Annotated in this window: 14 protein-coding genes and 1 pseudogene; 6 read left to right on the top strand and 9 right to left on the bottom strand. The window is 71.3% G+C overall.

Going from position 1 to position 15,793, the window contains the following annotated elements:
• Positions 1-4: 4 nt before the first annotated feature.
• Complete coding sequence (locus KZJ41_RS18935) at positions 5-559, bottom strand: sigma factor (RefSeq protein WP_084648607.1); 555 nt, start codon at positions 557-559, stop codon at positions 5-7.
• 225 nt (positions 560-784) lie between these two features.
• Here KZJ41_RS18935 and KZJ41_RS18940 point away from each other — a divergent pair, with 225 nt between their 5' ends.
• Together KZJ41_RS18940 and KZJ41_RS18945 are read left to right on the top strand one after the other, a co-directional pair.
• The gene (locus KZJ41_RS18940; protein WP_029544747.1) at positions 785-985 is read left to right on the top strand and encodes a hypothetical protein; all 201 of its coding nucleotides are present in this window, start codon (positions 785-787) and stop codon (positions 983-985) included.
• A gap of 10 nt (positions 986-995) precedes the next feature.
• A complete protein-coding gene (locus KZJ41_RS18945) occupies positions 996-2,042 on the top strand; it encodes a DICT sensory domain-containing protein (protein ID WP_065922365.1) in 1,047 nt (348 codons plus the stop codon).
• 22 nt (positions 2,043-2,064) lie between these two features.
• Here KZJ41_RS18945 and KZJ41_RS18950 read toward each other — a convergent pair whose 3' ends face one another.
• The 7 genes and pseudogenes from KZJ41_RS18950 to KZJ41_RS18980 all read right to left on the bottom strand — a co-directional run bounded on the left by KZJ41_RS18950 (position 2,065) and on the right by KZJ41_RS18980 (position 9,746).
• A complete protein-coding gene (locus KZJ41_RS18950) occupies positions 2,065-2,373 on the bottom strand; it encodes a rhodanese-like domain-containing protein (protein ID WP_006945846.1) in 309 nt (102 codons plus the stop codon).
• Positions 2,366-3,217, bottom strand: a complete 852-nt coding sequence (locus tag KZJ41_RS18955) for a DUF4349 domain-containing protein (protein ID WP_006945844.1) — start codon at positions 3,215-3,217, stop codon at positions 2,366-2,368. The genes KZJ41_RS18950 and KZJ41_RS18955 overlap by 8 nt, the downstream gene beginning before the upstream one ends.
• A gap of 11 nt (positions 3,218-3,228) precedes the next feature.
• Positions 3,229-6,489: an error-prone DNA polymerase gene (locus KZJ41_RS18960; RefSeq protein WP_065922364.1), complete on the bottom strand. Its 3,261-nt coding sequence runs from the start codon at positions 6,487-6,489 to the stop codon at positions 3,229-3,231.
• 79 nt (positions 6,490-6,568) lie between these two features.
• A pseudogene (locus KZJ41_RS18965) lies at positions 6,569-7,437 on the bottom strand (RNA polymerase sigma-70 factor).
• Entirely contained in the window at positions 7,434-8,012 is a 579-nt protein-coding gene (locus tag KZJ41_RS18970; RefSeq protein ID WP_029544755.1) for a carboxymuconolactone decarboxylase family protein, read from the bottom strand. Before KZJ41_RS18970 ends, KZJ41_RS18965 begins: the two are co-directional and overlap by 4 nt.
• Positions 8,013-8,277: 265 nt before the next feature.
• A complete protein-coding gene (locus tag KZJ41_RS18975; protein WP_050035505.1) occupies positions 8,278-9,327 on the bottom strand; it encodes a cation diffusion facilitator family transporter in 1,050 nt (349 codons plus the stop codon).
• The gene (locus tag KZJ41_RS18980) at positions 9,324-9,746 is read right to left on the bottom strand and encodes a metalloregulator ArsR/SmtB family transcription factor (RefSeq protein WP_029544759.1); all 423 of its coding nucleotides are present in this window, start codon (positions 9,744-9,746) and stop codon (positions 9,324-9,326) included. The genes KZJ41_RS18975 and KZJ41_RS18980 overlap by 4 nt, the downstream gene beginning before the upstream one ends.
• Before the next feature lie 391 nt (positions 9,747-10,137).
• On the opposite strand from KZJ41_RS18980, the gene KZJ41_RS18985 reads away from it, so the two are divergent.
• Positions 10,138-10,845 (top strand): ScbR family autoregulator-binding transcription factor, encoded by a 708-nt coding sequence (locus KZJ41_RS18985; protein ID WP_251549414.1) that lies wholly within the window; start codon positions 10,138-10,140, stop codon positions 10,843-10,845.
• A gap of 10 nt (positions 10,846-10,855) precedes the next feature.
• Here KZJ41_RS18985 and KZJ41_RS18990 read toward each other — a convergent pair whose 3' ends face one another.
• Positions 10,856-11,452 (bottom strand): dihydrofolate reductase family protein, encoded by a 597-nt coding sequence (locus KZJ41_RS18990; protein ID WP_050035506.1) that lies wholly within the window; start codon positions 11,450-11,452, stop codon positions 10,856-10,858.
• 270 nt (positions 11,453-11,722) lie between these two features.
• Here KZJ41_RS18990 and KZJ41_RS18995 point away from each other — a divergent pair, with 270 nt between their 5' ends.
• The 3 genes from KZJ41_RS18995 to KZJ41_RS19005 are packed head-to-tail and all read left to right on the top strand — an operon-like array spanning position 11,723 to position 15,772.
• Positions 11,723-13,264 (top strand): multicopper oxidase family protein, encoded by a 1,542-nt coding sequence (locus KZJ41_RS18995; RefSeq protein ID WP_203330115.1) that lies wholly within the window; start codon positions 11,723-11,725, stop codon positions 13,262-13,264.
• 10 nt (positions 13,265-13,274) lie between these two features.
• Complete coding sequence (locus KZJ41_RS19000; RefSeq protein WP_203330114.1) at positions 13,275-14,192, top strand: ABC transporter ATP-binding protein; 918 nt, start codon at positions 13,275-13,277, stop codon at positions 14,190-14,192.
• Positions 14,189-15,772, top strand: coding sequence for a multidrug ABC transporter permease (locus KZJ41_RS19005; protein ID WP_239010585.1), 1,584 nt, complete (start codon positions 14,189-14,191; stop codon positions 15,770-15,772). The genes KZJ41_RS19000 and KZJ41_RS19005 overlap by 4 nt, the downstream gene beginning before the upstream one ends.
• Positions 15,773-15,793 lie beyond the last annotated feature (21 nt).

Raw genomic sequence — 15,793 nt, forward strand, 5'->3', positions numbered from 1 at the left:
GCCGTCAGCCGGCGGGCACGTCCGTGGCGGTGGCCCGCATCCGGGCCACACCGGCCCGGATGCGGGCCCGGACCGTCGCGACGGGCAGATCGAGGCGCTCGGCGATCTGCCCGCAGGTCATTCCCTCGTAGTAGGCGAGATACAGCGGCTCACCGTGCCCGCACCCGGGCGGCGTCGCCTCGGCCGCGGCCGGGACCCCGGCGTGCGGCCGGCCGGCCCGTGAGCGGATCCGGTCGGCGGCCCGGCGGTGCGCGAGCGCCGACAGCCAGGCCAGGGGGGACCCGACCTGTGGGGCATAGCGGTCGGCCGTGTGCCACACCTGCTCGAACACATCGCGGGTGACGTCCTCGGCGTCGGTGCCGCCGCGCACGACTCGGAGGACGATGCCGTGCACCTGTGCGACGGTGAGGTCGTAGAGCGCCGCGAAGGCGGCACGGTCCTTTCCCGCGACCCGGACCAGGAGGGGCCGGAGGCGGTCGTCCCCGACCGGGCCGGACCCCTCGGTCCCCGCGTCCGGCGCGCGCTTCGGGGGCGTCGGCGAGCCCGTCGTCGCAGTCATACGAACGACTGTAGACATCGCACCCTCCCGTCGCCGGGTTCGTTTTTCCTTGCGTTGCAGGAAGATCGGACTTCGTATCAATTCGTTATACATCGTTACACTTCCGTGATCTTCCTGCGTCGGGCTCGACACCGGCGACGGGGATGCTCGGGACTCGCACCGCTCCGGTACACCCGGCGACACGCTCGCCGACCGGCTGTCGGGCGAACGACTCGGAGAACAGAGATGACGGCACCACGGATCCCCCACCGCCCGAAGGGCCCCTCGGCGCTGCTCGACGGCCCGCACGCAGGCATGATCCTCGCCGGCGGCGTCACGGTCGTGGGTGCGCTCGCCGCCGTGGCGGTGGCCGGCTCCGCGCTGCTGGCCGTCGCCCTCACGGCCATCGTCGCAGGTGCGGTGGCGGTCGTCGCCGCCGCGATCTGACGGCGACGAGGTGGAAACGCTCGACGCCGTCGAAGTACCGATCCGGCGCCTCGACGACGGACTGCTCGCGGCATCACTGGTACGCGCGTCCGGGCCGTCCCCCCGCCGCCGGCCGCCCCACCGCGCGGTTCCGGCCGCCGACGTCTCCGTACTCGTCCCCGTCCACCTCGGACCGGACTCCGGCGCGCGCGACGCCCTCGGCCACGCCGTGCGCGCGGCCGCCGAATCCCGCCGCGCCGGGCGGCTCGTGGCGGTCGACGAGGTGGGGGCCGATCCGCGGGCCTCGGCGCTGCTCGCGCTGCTCGAACCGGAGATCGTGATCCTCGCGTCCGGGATGCTGACGCGGCGGGCGGACAGCGACGTCGCGCCCACTCTCCATGCCGTGGCCGCGCACGTCGAACGTACGGGCGCCGTCCTGGTGGCCGACGGGGTCGACTCACTCCGGCACCGGCGGCGGGCACTCGAACTCGGGGCCACCCACGGCCTCGGCCGGCTGTATCCGCCGGCGCTGCGAGCCGAGCCCGCCGAGCGTTTCCCGCCGAGCCCGACGTGGAGCACACCCGACGTGGAGACGCCGACCCCCTACGCCACCGTGGCGTCCGGCCGCGTCCCGGTGCGCAGCACCGAGCATCTGCTGGCCCGGATGACCGCCACCCTGGAAGCTCACGCCGCCACCGCCGGTCCGGACACCCTGGTGCTCGGCACGTTCCGGCACCTCGACCACTTCTGCGCCTCCACCCGATCCCGCTGGTCGGGCATGGCCGGGGGCGTCGCCCACGCCGGCGCCTATGCAGTGGGAATGAAGGCCGGTGTGGAGTCCGGCGTCGTCCACACGCCCCTCGACCCGGCGGACCCGCTGGCCGAGGAGTGGAACGTCGTGGTCCTCGGGGCCCACTTCGCGGGCGTGCTCTCCGCGGTGAGCACCCACCATCGGCATCCCGCCGGGGACCGTGAGTTCGACTACGTCGTGTCCTACGACCGTCCGACCGTGGTGCGCTGCGCCCGCTCGATCCTGCGACGCGGCCCCTCCCCCGCCGCTCGGCGCGGGACCGGGTGACCGCCTCCGGGGCGACGGCCGGTCAGACCCCGGCTTCGATGTCGCGGCCGGACTGCTGCCACGCCACGGTGCCGCCGGCCACCGACACGGCGTTGATGCCGCGTCCGGCGAGATAGCTGGCCGCCTGCGAACTGCGCCCTCCGACCGCACAGATCACATAGACGGTGTCGGCGTCCGGGATCTCGTCGGCGCGGGCGACGAACTCGCTGAGCGGGATGAGCGTCACGCCGGGCACCCGCACCTGCAGGTACTCGTCGCGCTCACGGACGTCGATGACGGGTGCACCGGCGGCGAGCGCGGTGTCCAATGCGGCCAGGCCGACCTCACGCATCCTGGTCGTTCCTCTCCGGGTTCGGGGCTGGTTCCGGTTTGCCGCGCCGTGCGAGGAGCCGGACTACCACGTAGACGACGGCCGCGCACACGGCGAGAAACCCCACCCACGGTAGCGCCACCCCCAAAGCGACCACCGACCCGGCCAGCGCCGAGCGCAACGCGTCCCATCCGGCGAGGACTCCGTCCCAGAAGCTGTCCCGGTCCGCGCGGCGCTCTGCCGAGATGTCCACGGTCAGGGTGGACAGCTCGATCTGGTCGGCGAGGTAGCGCTGCTGGGCGACGAGGCCGTCGAGTTCGCCCTGGCGCTGCGCCAGCGCGTTCTCGGCCTCGATGAGGTCGGCGGTGCTCGCGGCCGAGGCCATCAGTGCGCGCAGCCGGTCCACCGACGACTGCAGGGCCGCGATCCGCGCCTCGAGATCGGTGTACTGGAGCGTGACGTCCTCGCGGGTGGTCGTCAGGCTGGTCACCTCGCCGAGACCGCGGATGTCCTCGATCGTTCCGGTGAGCCGGTCCGCCGGCACCCGGACGGTCAGCATGCTGCCGGCGCCCGGCTGCTCGGTGACCGAATCCACCCGGCCGCCCGCGGCCTCGACGAGCGTCACCACCTGTCGTCCGGCCGCGATCGGATCGTCGGCACGCAGAACCAGGTGCCCGGTGACGATCTCCTTGCGCGCGGTGGCCTGCGCGTCCGCGGGCGCGGATTCGCGGGTGCCGTCGGACAGGGAGGGCTGCGGCGGCGCCCCGTCACCTGGCCCACCGTCAGCCGGCCCCTCGCCGCCTCCGGCGCATCCGGCCAGGAACCACGCGAGCAGGGCGAGCAGGAGCACCAGGGGGCGTCGCATGCCGCAGGATGCTAACGGAAGTCGCGGGACTTTCCGATGATGCGCAGATCCATGCGCTGCAACCGGTCCGCCACCACCGTCACCGCTCCCTCCGCGTTCTGCACCCGCCCGCGCACGAGCAGCGCCGGTGCGGTGTGCGCGAGCGTGCGGTACCGCGCCCACAAGCCGACGGAGCACACCACGTTCACCATCCCGGTCTCGTCCTCGAGATTGAGGAACGTCACGCCCTCGGCGGTCGCGGGACGCTGCCGGTGCGTGACCGCGCCGCCCACGAGCACCCGGGCCCCGTCGGGGACCTGCAGCAGCCGCGCCGCCGGCACGACGCCGAGCGCGTCGAGCTGCGGCCGCAGGAACTGGGTGGGGTAGCTGTCCGGGGAGACTCCCGTCGCCCACACGTCCGCGGCGGACAGTTCGACATCGCTCATGCCGGGCAGCGCGGGGGCCTGCGTCGAAGCGCCGACGCCGGGTAGCCGGTCGGGCCGCTGCGCCGCTGCGGCGCTCGCCGACCACAGCGCCTCCCGGCGGGTGATGCCGAAGCACCCGAGGGCGCCGGCCGTGGCGAGGGCCTCGGCCTGGGCGGTGCTCAGCTCGACGCGCCGGGACAGGTCCGGGAACGACGTGTACGGGCCGTGCGCCGTGCGCTCGGCGACGATCCGTTCGGCGAGCGCGTCACCGAGGTGGCGGACCGCGCCGAGGCCGAGACGCACCTCCCGGCCCCGGTTCTCGGTGGTGGCGTGGGCGAGGCCCACGTTCACGTCGGGCCCGTGGACCACGACACCGTGACGGCGGGCGTCGGCGACGAGGGACTGCGGCGAGTAGAACCCCATCGGCTGCGCGCGCAGCAGGCCCGCGCAGAACGCCGCCGGATGATGCAGCTTGAACCATGCGGAATAGAACACCAGGGCGGCGAAACTCTGCGAATGACTTTCGGGGAAACCGAAATTTGCGAAGGCATAGAGCTTCTCGTAGATGCGGTCGGCAACGTCGCCGGTGATGCCGTGCCGCTCGCGCATGCCGTCGTAGAGCCGGCCGCGCAGCCGTTCCATCTTCGCGGTGGAACGCTTGGCCCCCATCGCGCGCCGTAACCGGTCGGCCTCGGCGGCCGTGAACCCGGCGGCGTCGACAGCCATCTGCATCAGCTGTTCCTGGAACAGCGGGACCCCGAGGGTGCGTTTCAGGGCCTTCTCGAGGCAGGGGTGGTCGTAGGTGACGGGCTCGAGCCCGTTGCGGCGCCGGATGTACGGGTGCACGGACCCGCCCTGGATGGGACCGGGCCGGATGAGCGCCACCTCGACCACCAGGTCGTAGAAGACGCGCGGCTTCAGGCGCGGGAGGGTGGCCATCTGCGCGCGGGACTCGACCTGGAACACCCCGACGGCGTCGGCACGGCGCAGCATCTCGTACACCCCCTCCTCGGCGAGGTCGAGACGAGCGAGATCCACCGTGATCCCCTCGTGCTCGGCGACGAGGTCGATCATGTAGTGCAGCGCGGAGAGCATGCCCAGTCCGAGCAGGTCGAACTTGACCAGTCCCGCGGCCGCGCAGTCGTCCTTGTCCCACTGCAGCACGGTGCGGCCCGCCATGCGGGCCCATTCGACGGGGCACACGTCGGCGACGGGACGGTCGCAGATCACCATCCCGCCGGAGTGGATGCCGAGATGGCGCGGCAGGCCCTCGACCTGGGCGGCGAGCTCGAGGACGGGCGGGGGGATGTCGGTGTCGGTCTCCTGTTCCACGCCGTGCCACCGGGTGACCTGCCGGCTCCAGGCGTCCTGCTGGCCCTGCGCATAGCCGAGGGCCCGCGCCATGTCGCGGACGGCGGACTTGCCGCGGTAGGTGACGACGTTGGCGACCTGGGCGGCGTGCATGCGCCCGTACTTGGCGTAGACGTGCTGGATGGCTTCCTCGCGGCGGTCGGATTCGATGTCGATGTCGATGTCGGGGGGGCCGTCGCGCTCCGGGGAGAGGAATCGTTCGAAGAGCAGCTCGTTGCGGACCGGGTCGACGTTGGTGATGCCGATGGCGTAGCAGACGGCGGAGTTGGCGGCCGAACCTCGCCCCTGGCAGAGGATGTCGTTGTCCTTGCAGAAGGTGACGATGTCGTGCACCACGAGGAAGTAGCCGGGGAAGTTCAGCCGGCCGATGACGTCGAGTTCGTGCTCGATCTGCCGGTAGGCCGCCGGGTTGTCCTCGGGGGCGCCGTAGCGGTGCCGCGCCCCGCTCAGGGCGAGTTCGCGCAGCCGGCTGAGTTCGGTGTGCCCCTCGGGTACGTCGAACGGGGGCAGGTTCGGGGCGATGAGCCGCAGGTCGAAGGCACAGTCGCGGGCGAGTTCGGCGGCACGACGGACGGCGCCGGGGTGGGCGGCGAACAGTCGTGCCATCTCGGCGCCGGAACGCAGGTGGGCGCCACCGGTCGGGAGGAGCCGCCCCGCGGCCTCGTCGAGACTCTGCCGGTCGTGGATGGCGGCCAGAGCCGTCGCCAGACGCCGGCGGTGCGGCGTGGCGTAGTGGGCCGCCGTGCTGGCGATACACGAAAGGCCTTGATTGTCGGCAAGTTCCGCGAGCAGCGCGTTGCGCTCGTCGTCCTCGGGGAGGCCGTGGTGAGTGAGCTCGACCGTGACACGATCGGCGCCGAAGCGCTCGACGAGGTCGCGCAGTGCCGTCCCCGCCGCCTCGGGCCCCCCGACCTCGAGTGCCCGGCGGACGTGTCCGCGGCGGCAGCCGGTGAGAATCTGCCAGTGCCCGCCGGCCGCACCGGTGAGCGCGTCGTAGTCGTAGCGGGGCCTGCCCTTCTCCCCGCCCGCCAGGTGCGCGGCGGCAATCTCGCGGGACAACCGCCGATACCCCTCCTGCCCCCGCGCAAGGACCAGCAGGTGCGTCTCGTCCGCCGATCCGGCATCGAGGGAGAGCTCGGCACCGAACACGGTACGCATCCCCAGCTCGCGGGCGGCCTCGGCGAAGCGCACGACGCCGTAGAGGCCGTCGTGATCGGTGAGCGCAACGGCTTCGAGGCCGAGACGCACCGCCTCCTCCACGAATTCCTCGGGGCCGGAAGCGCCGTCGAGGAAGCTGAACGCCGAGTGGGCGTGCAGTTCGGCGTAGGGCACGGTAGGCCCGTCGGGCGGCCGGACACGCGGTTCGTACTCCCCCCGGGTGCGCGACCAGGCGGGACTGTCGCTGCCGTCACCGGGGAACTCCGCGTCGCGCCGGGGCCGGCCCGACAGCACGCGTTCGAGCTCCGACCAGGTCGGCGGGCCACTCCCCCACCCCATCCGTCACCGCCTTCGGGTCGACCTCCTGCGCTCATCGTACATATGTTCGATTGGCCGGCCGACCACCCGCGGACGACGGTCACCGCCGCAGTTCCGCCGACGTCTCCAGCCGCCCCAGTTTGTGTGGGTTGTTGATCGCGTAGAGGCGGGTGATCCGGCCGCCCTCGACCACCAGACTCACTGCAGCGGCAGCGCCCTCGACCTCGAATCGTGCGCCCGGCATCCCGTTGAGCCAGGTGCCGGCCGCCACGAAGCCCGGGGCCTTGGCCAAGCGGATCAGCAACGCCGCCAGTTTCTCGGCTCCGGCGATCGGCTTCCGGGCAGCCGGCACCACCCCGCCGCCGTCGGCGATCGCCACCACGTCCGGGGCGAGCACCTCCATCAGAGCCTGCATGTCCCCCGTCGAGAGGGCAGTCATGAACGTCTCGACGACTGCCAGCTGCTCGGCCGGGTCCACCCGCATCCGCGGCCGCCGCGCCGTGACATGCCGGCGGGCACGGTGCGCGATCTGCCGGACCGCGGCCGGGGTCTTACCCACCCCACCACCTCGGCGATCTCGTCGTACGGCGTATCGAACACCTCACGCAGCACGAACACTGCCCGCTCGACCGGACCGAGGGTCTCCAGCACGGTGAGCATCGCGATCGAGACGCTCTCGGCGAGCTCGGCGTCCTCGGCCACATCGGGACTGGTGAGCAGCGGCTCGGGCAGCCATTCCCCGACGTACTCCTCGCGTTGCCGCGCCAGTGCCCGCAGCCGGTTGAGCGCCAGCCGAGTGACGATCCGGACCAGATAGGCCCGTGCGTCCCGCACCTCCGTCCGGTCCACGTCGGCCCACCGCAGCCACGTCTCCTGGACGACGTCCTCGGCGTCGGCAGCAGAGCCGAGCATCTCGTAGGCGACGGTGAAGAGCAGGTTGCGGTGGGCGACGAACGGGTCGTCGGTCATGCCTTCGACGCTACGGCGAGCGGCGCGAGGTTGCAGGCGGCGGAAAACCCCTGCGACTCGATGCCGAGTGCAGTGTTGGAGCGGGTCATGAAGTTCGTCAGCGCGATGTACGCGGTCAGCTCCACCATCGCGGCCGGACCGAGCGCCTCCAGCAGCCGGGCCGACAACTCGTCGGTGACCGTCGGCGGGGTCTGCGTCATCGCCTCGGCGTACTCCATGACGTCGCGCTCCAGCGGCGTGAAGACATCCGACTCGCGCCACCGCGGCACCTCACGCGCCTTCGCCACGTCCAGCCCCTTGTTGTGGGCATGGAAGTAGCCGAGGTCCAGACAGAAGCTGCATCCGACCAGGCTGGCCACCGCCATGTGGGCGAACGACTTCAGGTTCTCGTCACACCGGTCCCACTTCTGAATCCGGCGACCGACCCCGAAGCTGAAGTTCAGCACTTTCCGGTTGTGCCACATCACCCCCACCGCCTCGGGCACGTCGCCGAGCATCCTTCGGGACATCCGCTTGACGAGCGCGCCGTAGATGCCGGTCAGCTCCGCCTTCGGGATCCTGGTGCTGCTGGTCATGATTCCTCCTTCGGTTATGTGCTCTCGGCATGGAGACACCGGCCACGAATCGAATGTGACATCCGAGCCGGAAATCGTTGCCGCGGGCGGCCGAACCGAGGAGGACGAATATGCACGCGGCCGGCGGCAAGCCGATCGAACCACCGCGAAGAGGACACCATCGAGCACCTCATCGCCCGGGTTCGCGCCGGACAGGGCCGCCAGGCCGTCGAGGACTCGCCGAAGGAAGCCGCCGAACCCCACCGCTTGTTCCCTGGGTGGTCCGTCACCGCCGATGCGGTGAGGACTTGCCGGCGGCGACGGGGTTGTGCGCCGGATAGGCGTGGACGAGCGCAGTGGACAGTTTCGGCACCGCATGGGTGAGGGTGTGTTCGGCCTCGTGCGCCAACCGGTGCGCGTCGGCCAGGCTCGTGTCGGCATCGATGTCGAGTTCGACGTCGGCATGCAACCGGTGCCCGATCCACCGCATCCGCACACTGCGCACGCTGCGCACGCCGGGCTCTTCGGACAACGATCTTTCGGCGGCATCGACGAGTTCGGGATCGATCCCGTCCATCAACCGCCGGAACACATCCCGCACCGCGGTGCGCAGGACCACGAGGATCGCGACGGTGATGACCAGTCCGACGATCGGGTCGGCCAGCGGGAACCCGAGGGCCACGCCGCCGGCGCCGAGCAACACGGCAAGGGAGGTGAAACCGTCGGTGCGAGCATGCAGCCCGTCGGCGACCAGAGCGGCGGAGCCGATCCGGCGGCCGACGCGAATGCGGTAGAGCGCGACGAGTTCGTTGCCGACGAATCCGACGAGCCCGGCCAGGGCGACCCATCCGAGTTGCTGGATCGGGACGGGGTTGATCAGCCGACGCACCGCCTCGACCCCGGCGACCACCGCGGACAGGGTGATCATCGCGACCACGAACAGCCCGGCCAGGTCCTCGGCCCGCCCGAACCCGTAGGTGTAGCGACGGGTGGCGGCCCGGCGGCCGAGCGCGAACGCGATCCACAGCGGAATCGCCGTCAACGCGTCGGAGAAGTTGTGCACCGTGTCCGCGAACAGCGCGACCGACCCGGAGACGGCGACGACAGCCAACTGCGCGACCGCGGTGACAACCAGCGCGACCAGGCTGATCTTGACCGCCCGGATACCGATTTCGCTGGACTCGAGCGCGTCGTCGACACTGTCCGCCGCGTCGTGACTGTGCGGAGCGAACACCTCCCGCACCGCGGCACCCCACCGGCCACCGCGTTCGTGCCCATGCCCACGACCGTGGGTGTGGCTGTGGGTGTGAGTTGGCGGTTTCGGCGCGTGGCTCATGCTCGGCCACCTTCCGTGCGTGCCGGTGCGGGATCGACGCCTCGCTCGGCATGCAGAATCCGCAGATCGTCGCCGGTGCGGTGATGACCGGGAACGCCGGGCCCGGCATGCTCGGCATTGAACACCGCGTCGGTCACCAGTTGGCGGACGTGATCGTTCTCCAACCGGTAAATCACCTGGGTGCCCTCCTTCCGAGTGCGCACCAGCCGCGCCATCCGCAGCTTCGCCAGATGTTGCGACACCGACGGGGCGGGCTTCCCCACATGCTCGGCAAGGTCGTTGACCGACAACTCTCGATCCACCAACGCCCACAACACCTGGACTCGAGTGGAATCGGCCAGCATACGGAAGACCTCGACCACGAGATCGACCTGATCGCTCGGCAACCGCCGCCGACATGAATCATTATCTGCATTCATACGCAGATAATATCCAATACGGGTGATGGACTCCACGGAAGCGCAAGACGCCTCTTGACAACTACCCTGCACAAGCGGACATCAACGGGCGCCGACAGATCGAGACCGACCAGCACCGAGGGCGCCGATCACGAGGTCGACCGCCCACCGACGCAGATGCACTAACGAAACCGGACGATTGGTTTTTCGATGGTACGCTGAGAGCGCCTCCAGGGACAGACCTCCGGGACGTGGCGTGCGCCGCGGCACGGACGGGCCTCTGGTTGCACCGCAGGGAGCGGAGGGTGAGGTTCCGTTCGGGCAGGCTCGGGGGGCCGGCCCGAACGGAACACCCCCGTCCGCACCTAGGTCACGCATGCTGTGGGGGCGGACAACGAAGCGAGGAGTGGTGATGCGCCGGGACTCCGTCGGTGCACCGACCGTCGAATCGGCAGCGGCCCCGGCCGACGCGAACGAGCCGGCCGCGGCTTCCCCTGCCGGGCGCCCGGCCCAGCAGCGCGCGATCCGGACACGACAACAGATCCTCCTCGCCGCCGCGCAGTTGTTCGCCGACAACGGCATCCACGGCACGGCCCTGGCAGAGGCCGCAGCCTCGGCCGAAGTGACCAAGGGCGCACTGACCTTCCACTTCCCCACCAAGGACGCCTTGGTCCAGGCGTTGATCACCGAACAGGAACAGCGCACCCTCGCCACGATCGGCGCGGTCCTGCACACCGACGCCCCGGCGCTCGAGCAGCTGGTCGCGCTCACCCATGCGCTGGGCCGGTTGTTCACCGAGGACCTGATCGTCCAGGCCGGATTGCGGCTGACCGGCGAATACGAACGCGCCGATCCCGAGGCGTACCGAGGCTGGATCACAGTGTTCGAGAGCCTGTTCCGACGCGCCGCAGCCGAAGGCGAGCTGAGCACCCGACTGAACCCGACAGCGCACGCCCGGTTCCTCGTCTCCGCCGTCGCCGGGGTGTATCTCCTGTCGATGGTCCTCGCCGGCCGCGCGGACCTCGAGGTCCGCCTCGACCAGATGTGGGAGCTGTTGCTGCCCGGCATCGTCCGTGCCGACCGGCACGACCGGATCCCGGTGATCCGCACAGCACGCTGACGCTTTTCTCCTACCCGTCGGCGACGGGGCGGTAGGTGCAGACGTGCACGCCCGTCCCGCTGGTGACCGTGGAGACCAGCGCGAGCGTGCGCTGCACACCGTCGCCCGGGAAGATGGACTTTCCGCCGCCGAGGATCACCGGCTCGATCATGAGCCGCAGCTCGTCGACCAGCCCTTCGTGGAGCAGGGTCCGGACGAGAGTGGGGCTTCCCATGACCATCAGGTCGCCGCCGTCGGTCTCGTGCAGCTTCCGCACGGCTGCGACGACCTCATCGCCGGGGATCAGCGTGGTGTTGTTCCACGTCAGATCCGCGTCCCGCAACGTCCGGGACACGACGTACTTCGGGACGGCGTTCATCCGATCCGCGAACGGGTCGCCGGCCCGATCGGGCCACGCCGCGGCCATCGTCTGCCACGTGCGCCGCCCGAACAGCAGTGCCCCGGTACGGCCCATCGCCTCGTCGATGGCCGCCCCCATCACCTCCTCGTCGAAGAACGGGAACGACCAGCCGCCGTGGGCGAAGCCCCCGTCGGTGTCCTCCTCCGGTCCACCCGGCGCCTGCACGACGCCGTCCAGGCTCATGAACTCACTGACCACGATGCGCACGGGACTCGCTCCTGTTCCTCGACGGGGTGTACAGCGATACAGACCATCGCGTCACCCCGAAATCATCGCCTCTCCCGTCCCTCGTGCGCACCTTCGGCCTCGAACCGGGAGGAACTCGCGACGAGAAGGCGGTTCCCGCGGCATCGGCCGAGTAGCACGCCCGGCAACCGCCCGCTCGTCGCAGGAACCTCCCGTTCGGTCCGCCGAGTACCCAGGCGCGCCGGTCCCCTTCGGGGTTGTCCCCCATTCCGATTTCCGGTGTGCGCCCGGATGTGCCGCCGCGCCCGCCCCAGCAGTATCGATCTCGTGAAGCGGGTACTGCTGCAACTGTCCGGCGCCGTCGTCGCCGTGATCGTCCTCGTCACCGCGATTGCTGCCGGCGTCGTCGTGCACGCCTGGAACTCGACGGTGGTCGACACCACCGGGCAGGTCACCTTCGACCGTCCGCTGAACATCCCACCGCTCGCGGACAGCACGGTCACGCCCGACGGGGTCCGCGTGTTCGATCTGACCATGCAGCGCGGCACCACGGACATCGGTCGCGGTCCCGGTACCCGGACCTGGGGTGTCAACGGGTCGTACCTCGGGCCGACGCTGCGTGCCGGGCGCGGCGAGCAGGTGCGGGTGAACGTCACCAACGATCTCGGCGAGACCGGCACCCTGCACTGGCACGGCATGCACCTGCCGGCCGCGATGGACGGCGGCCCGCACCAGCCGATCGCCCCGGGGGCGACGTGGAGTCCGCAGTGGACGATCGACCAACCCGCCGCAACGCTGTGGTATCACCCGCACCCGCACGGCGCCACCGCCGACCACGTCTACCGCGGGGTCGCCGGGATGTTCCTGCTCGACGACCCGGCCGGCGGCCCGTCCCTCCCCGATCGATACGGGATCGACGACATCCCACTCGTGGTGCAGGACAAGCGGTTCGACGGCGACCAGCTCGACACCGGCGGGCCGATGTTCGCCGCCGTCGGTCTCCTCGGCGACGAGATCGTCGTCAACGGCACCCCGCGGCCCTACCTCGACGTCGCCACCGAGCGGATCCGACTGCGGCTGCTGAACGCCTCCAACGCCCGCGTCTACAACTTCTCCTTCGACGCCGGCCTGCCGTTCCTGCTCATCGGCACCGAGGGCGGCCTGCTCGAACGTCCGGCGCCGATGCGCCGCATCCAGCTCTCCCCCGGCGAGCGCGCCGAGATCGTCGTCGCGTTGCCCGCGGGCACGACGACCGTGCTCCGCAGCACGGCGCCGGACCTGGGCGCGGACTTCTGGCAGACCCGGTTCTCCGGCGGTGACGACGAGTTCGACGTCCTCGAACTGCGTGCCGCGCGGACCCTCGCGCCCAGCGCGCCGGTGCCCGGGGAACCGACCACCCCCGAGGATCTCGGCACACCCACCGTCACGCGACGCATCGATCTCACCGGCTCCGGCACCATCGACGGCCGCGAAATGGACATGGCGCGCCTCGACCAGACCGTCGCCGCCGGCGCCACGGAGGTGTGGGAGGTCCGCAACAGCAGCGGCGCGATCCACAACTTCCACATCCACGGCACGAGCTTCCGCGTCCTCGGCGACGGCCATCCCGCGCTGTCCGGCCCGAAGGACACCGTATACATCGCGCCGGGGCACACCGTCCGGCTGCTGATGCGGTTCGCCGGCCGCCCCGGCCCGGCGACGCCGTACATGTACCACTGTCACCTGCTCCGGCACGAGGACAACGGCATGATGGGACAGTTCGTCGTCGTTGCCCCGGGCGAGGAGCCGAACGTGCCGCACGAACCGGCCGCCCACACCGCAGTCCACGAGTAGCGTGCGTCCCATGACGTCCGCGATCCGGATCGAGGGACTGGTCAAGCGATTCGGACGATTCACCGCGCTCGACGACCTCGATCTCGAGGTCGCCACCGGCGAGGTGCACGGCTTCCTCGGCCCCAACGGCGCCGGCAAGTCCACCACGCTGCGGGTCCTGCTGGGACTGCTCCGCCCGGACGCCGGACACGTCGAACTGCTCGGCGGCGACCCCTGGCGCGACGTGGTGAGCCTGCACCGGCGGCTCGCCTACGTGCCCGGCGACGTGAGCCTGTGGCCCGGCATGACCGGCGGCGAGGCTGTCGACCTGCTCGGCCGGTTACGCGGCGGGCTCGACCGGCGCCGCCGCGCGGACCTGCTCGACCGGTTCGAACTCGATCCGACCAAGCGCGGCCGCACCTATTCGAAGGGCAACCGGCAGAAGGTCGCGCTCGTCGCGGCGCTGGCCTCGGACGTGGAGTTGTTGCTGCTCGACGAGCCGACCGCGGGGCTCGATCCGCTCATGTCCGCGGTGTTCCACGACGAGATCGCCCGGGAGAAGCAGCGCGGGCGGACGGTCCTGCTGTCGAGCCACATTCTCAGCGAGGTCGAGGCGCTCGCCGACCGGATGAGCATCATCCGCGACGGCCGGGTCGTCGAGACCGGCACCCTCGAGGACATGCGCGCGGACCTGCGGTCCACGATCGACGCGGTCCTCGCCGCGCCCGTGGCCGACCCGACGGCGCTGACGGCGCTGTCCGGGATCCACGACGTGCGGATCGACGGCCCGCGCGTGCACTGCGCGGTCGAGCACGGCCGCGCCGGCCCGGTGCTCGCCGCGCTGGGCCGCTACGACATCCGCAGCGTCACCGTCTCGCCGCCGTCGCTCGAGGAGCTGTTCCTGCGGCACTATCACCGGCACGGCCGGGACGGGCAGGCCCCGACGTGACGGCATCGTTGACGGGGATGCGGCCGCTGCTGCGGGCCACCGCCGAGCAGGACCGCGGCAACGTCGCGCCGTGGATCGTTCTCATCACGGCGCTGTCGGTGTCGTCGGTCCTCGCCTACGGCTGGGTGTTCCCGGACGCGGCGAGCCGGCGCACCCTCGATGCCACGCTCGGCGCGAACCCGGCTCTGCGGGTCGTGTTCGGTCCGGCTCGCGACCTGACGTACGCGGACGGGTTCAACGCGTGGCGGGCCGGGGCGCTCGGCGCGTTCTTCGCGGCCCTGATGGCGATCCTGGCCGTCACCCGCAACAGCCGCGCGCACGAGGATTCGGGCCAGGCCGAGCTCATCGCCTCCGGCGTCGTCGGCCGCCAGGCCCGGCTGGCGACGGCCGTCGCCTGGGCGGCGCTGGCCTCCGTCGCGCTCGGTGTCGTCTGCGCGGGCGCGACGATCCTCGTCGGCGGCGGTGTCGCCAACTCGATCACGCTGGCCGCGACGTTCACCGCGTCCGGGCTGGTGTTCGGCGCCCTCGCGGCGGTCACCGCCCAGCTCGGCTCCTACGCCCCCACTGCCAATACCCTCGCGATCGGGATCCTCGGAGCCTGCCTGCTGATCCGCGCCTACGTCGACGTGACCACTCCGGACGGATGGGCGATCTGGACGACCCCGCTCGGCTGGATGCAGCAGGTCCGTCCCGCGTCGGGAAACGACTGGTGGCCGCTGGCGGCCTGCCTGACGCTGACGGCGGTGCTGCTGCTGGTCGCGTTCGTCGTACAGGCGCGACGGGACTTCGGAGTCGGCGTGATCGCGCCGTCACCCGGGCCTGCGGAGGGCGGCGCGGGGACGAGCGTGTGGGGCCTGGCGCTGCGGCTGCACCGCGGTGCAGCCGCAGCGTGGGCGACGGTGTTCGTGGCGCTCGGGGTGGTGTTCGGATTCATGTCCACCACGTTCGCCGATGTCTTCGCCGACAATCCGGCGCTCGGATCGTTGCTCGGGAGCGGCCGCGGCTCGCTCGTGTTCGGTTTCGTGGTGACGATGCTGCAGCTGATGGGCATCGTCGCCGCGGTGTTCGGGGTCCAGGTGATGATGCGGCTGCGCGCCGAGGAACTGGCGCTGCGGGTCGAACCGGTGCTGGCCGGGGCGCTGACCCGGACCCGGTACTTCGCGTCGCACGCCGGGATCGCGCTGCTCGCCCCCGCGGCGGCGCTGCTCGTGGGCGCGACGCTGTTCGCGTACGTCTCGTCGGCGCGGGGTGGACAGATTCCGGCCGGGGATCTGATCCGGCAGGCGCTCGTGACGATTCCGGCGGTGTGGGTGCTGGTCGGGCTGGCGGTCGCGGTGATCGGCGCCCGGCCCCAGGCGCGGATGCTCGGCTGGCTCGGTGTGGTCGCCGCATTCGCGCTGACGATCCTGGGGCCGCTGTTCCGGTTGTGGAACTGGATCCTGGGGATCAGTCCGTTCCGGCACGTGCCGGTGGTGACGGCGGCGCCGCCGCAGTGGCTCGGGTTCGCCGTGCTCACCGCCGTGGCCGCGCTGTTCGTCGCGGCGGGGTTCGCGGGGTTCCGGCGCCGGGACGTCGGCTGAGGACCGGACGCCACTACAGTC

The organism is Rhodococcus sp. 11-3 (genome assembly GCF_023704055.1).
GTDB lineage: Bacteria > Actinomycetota > Actinomycetes > Mycobacteriales > Mycobacteriaceae > Rhodococcus > Rhodococcus aetherivorans.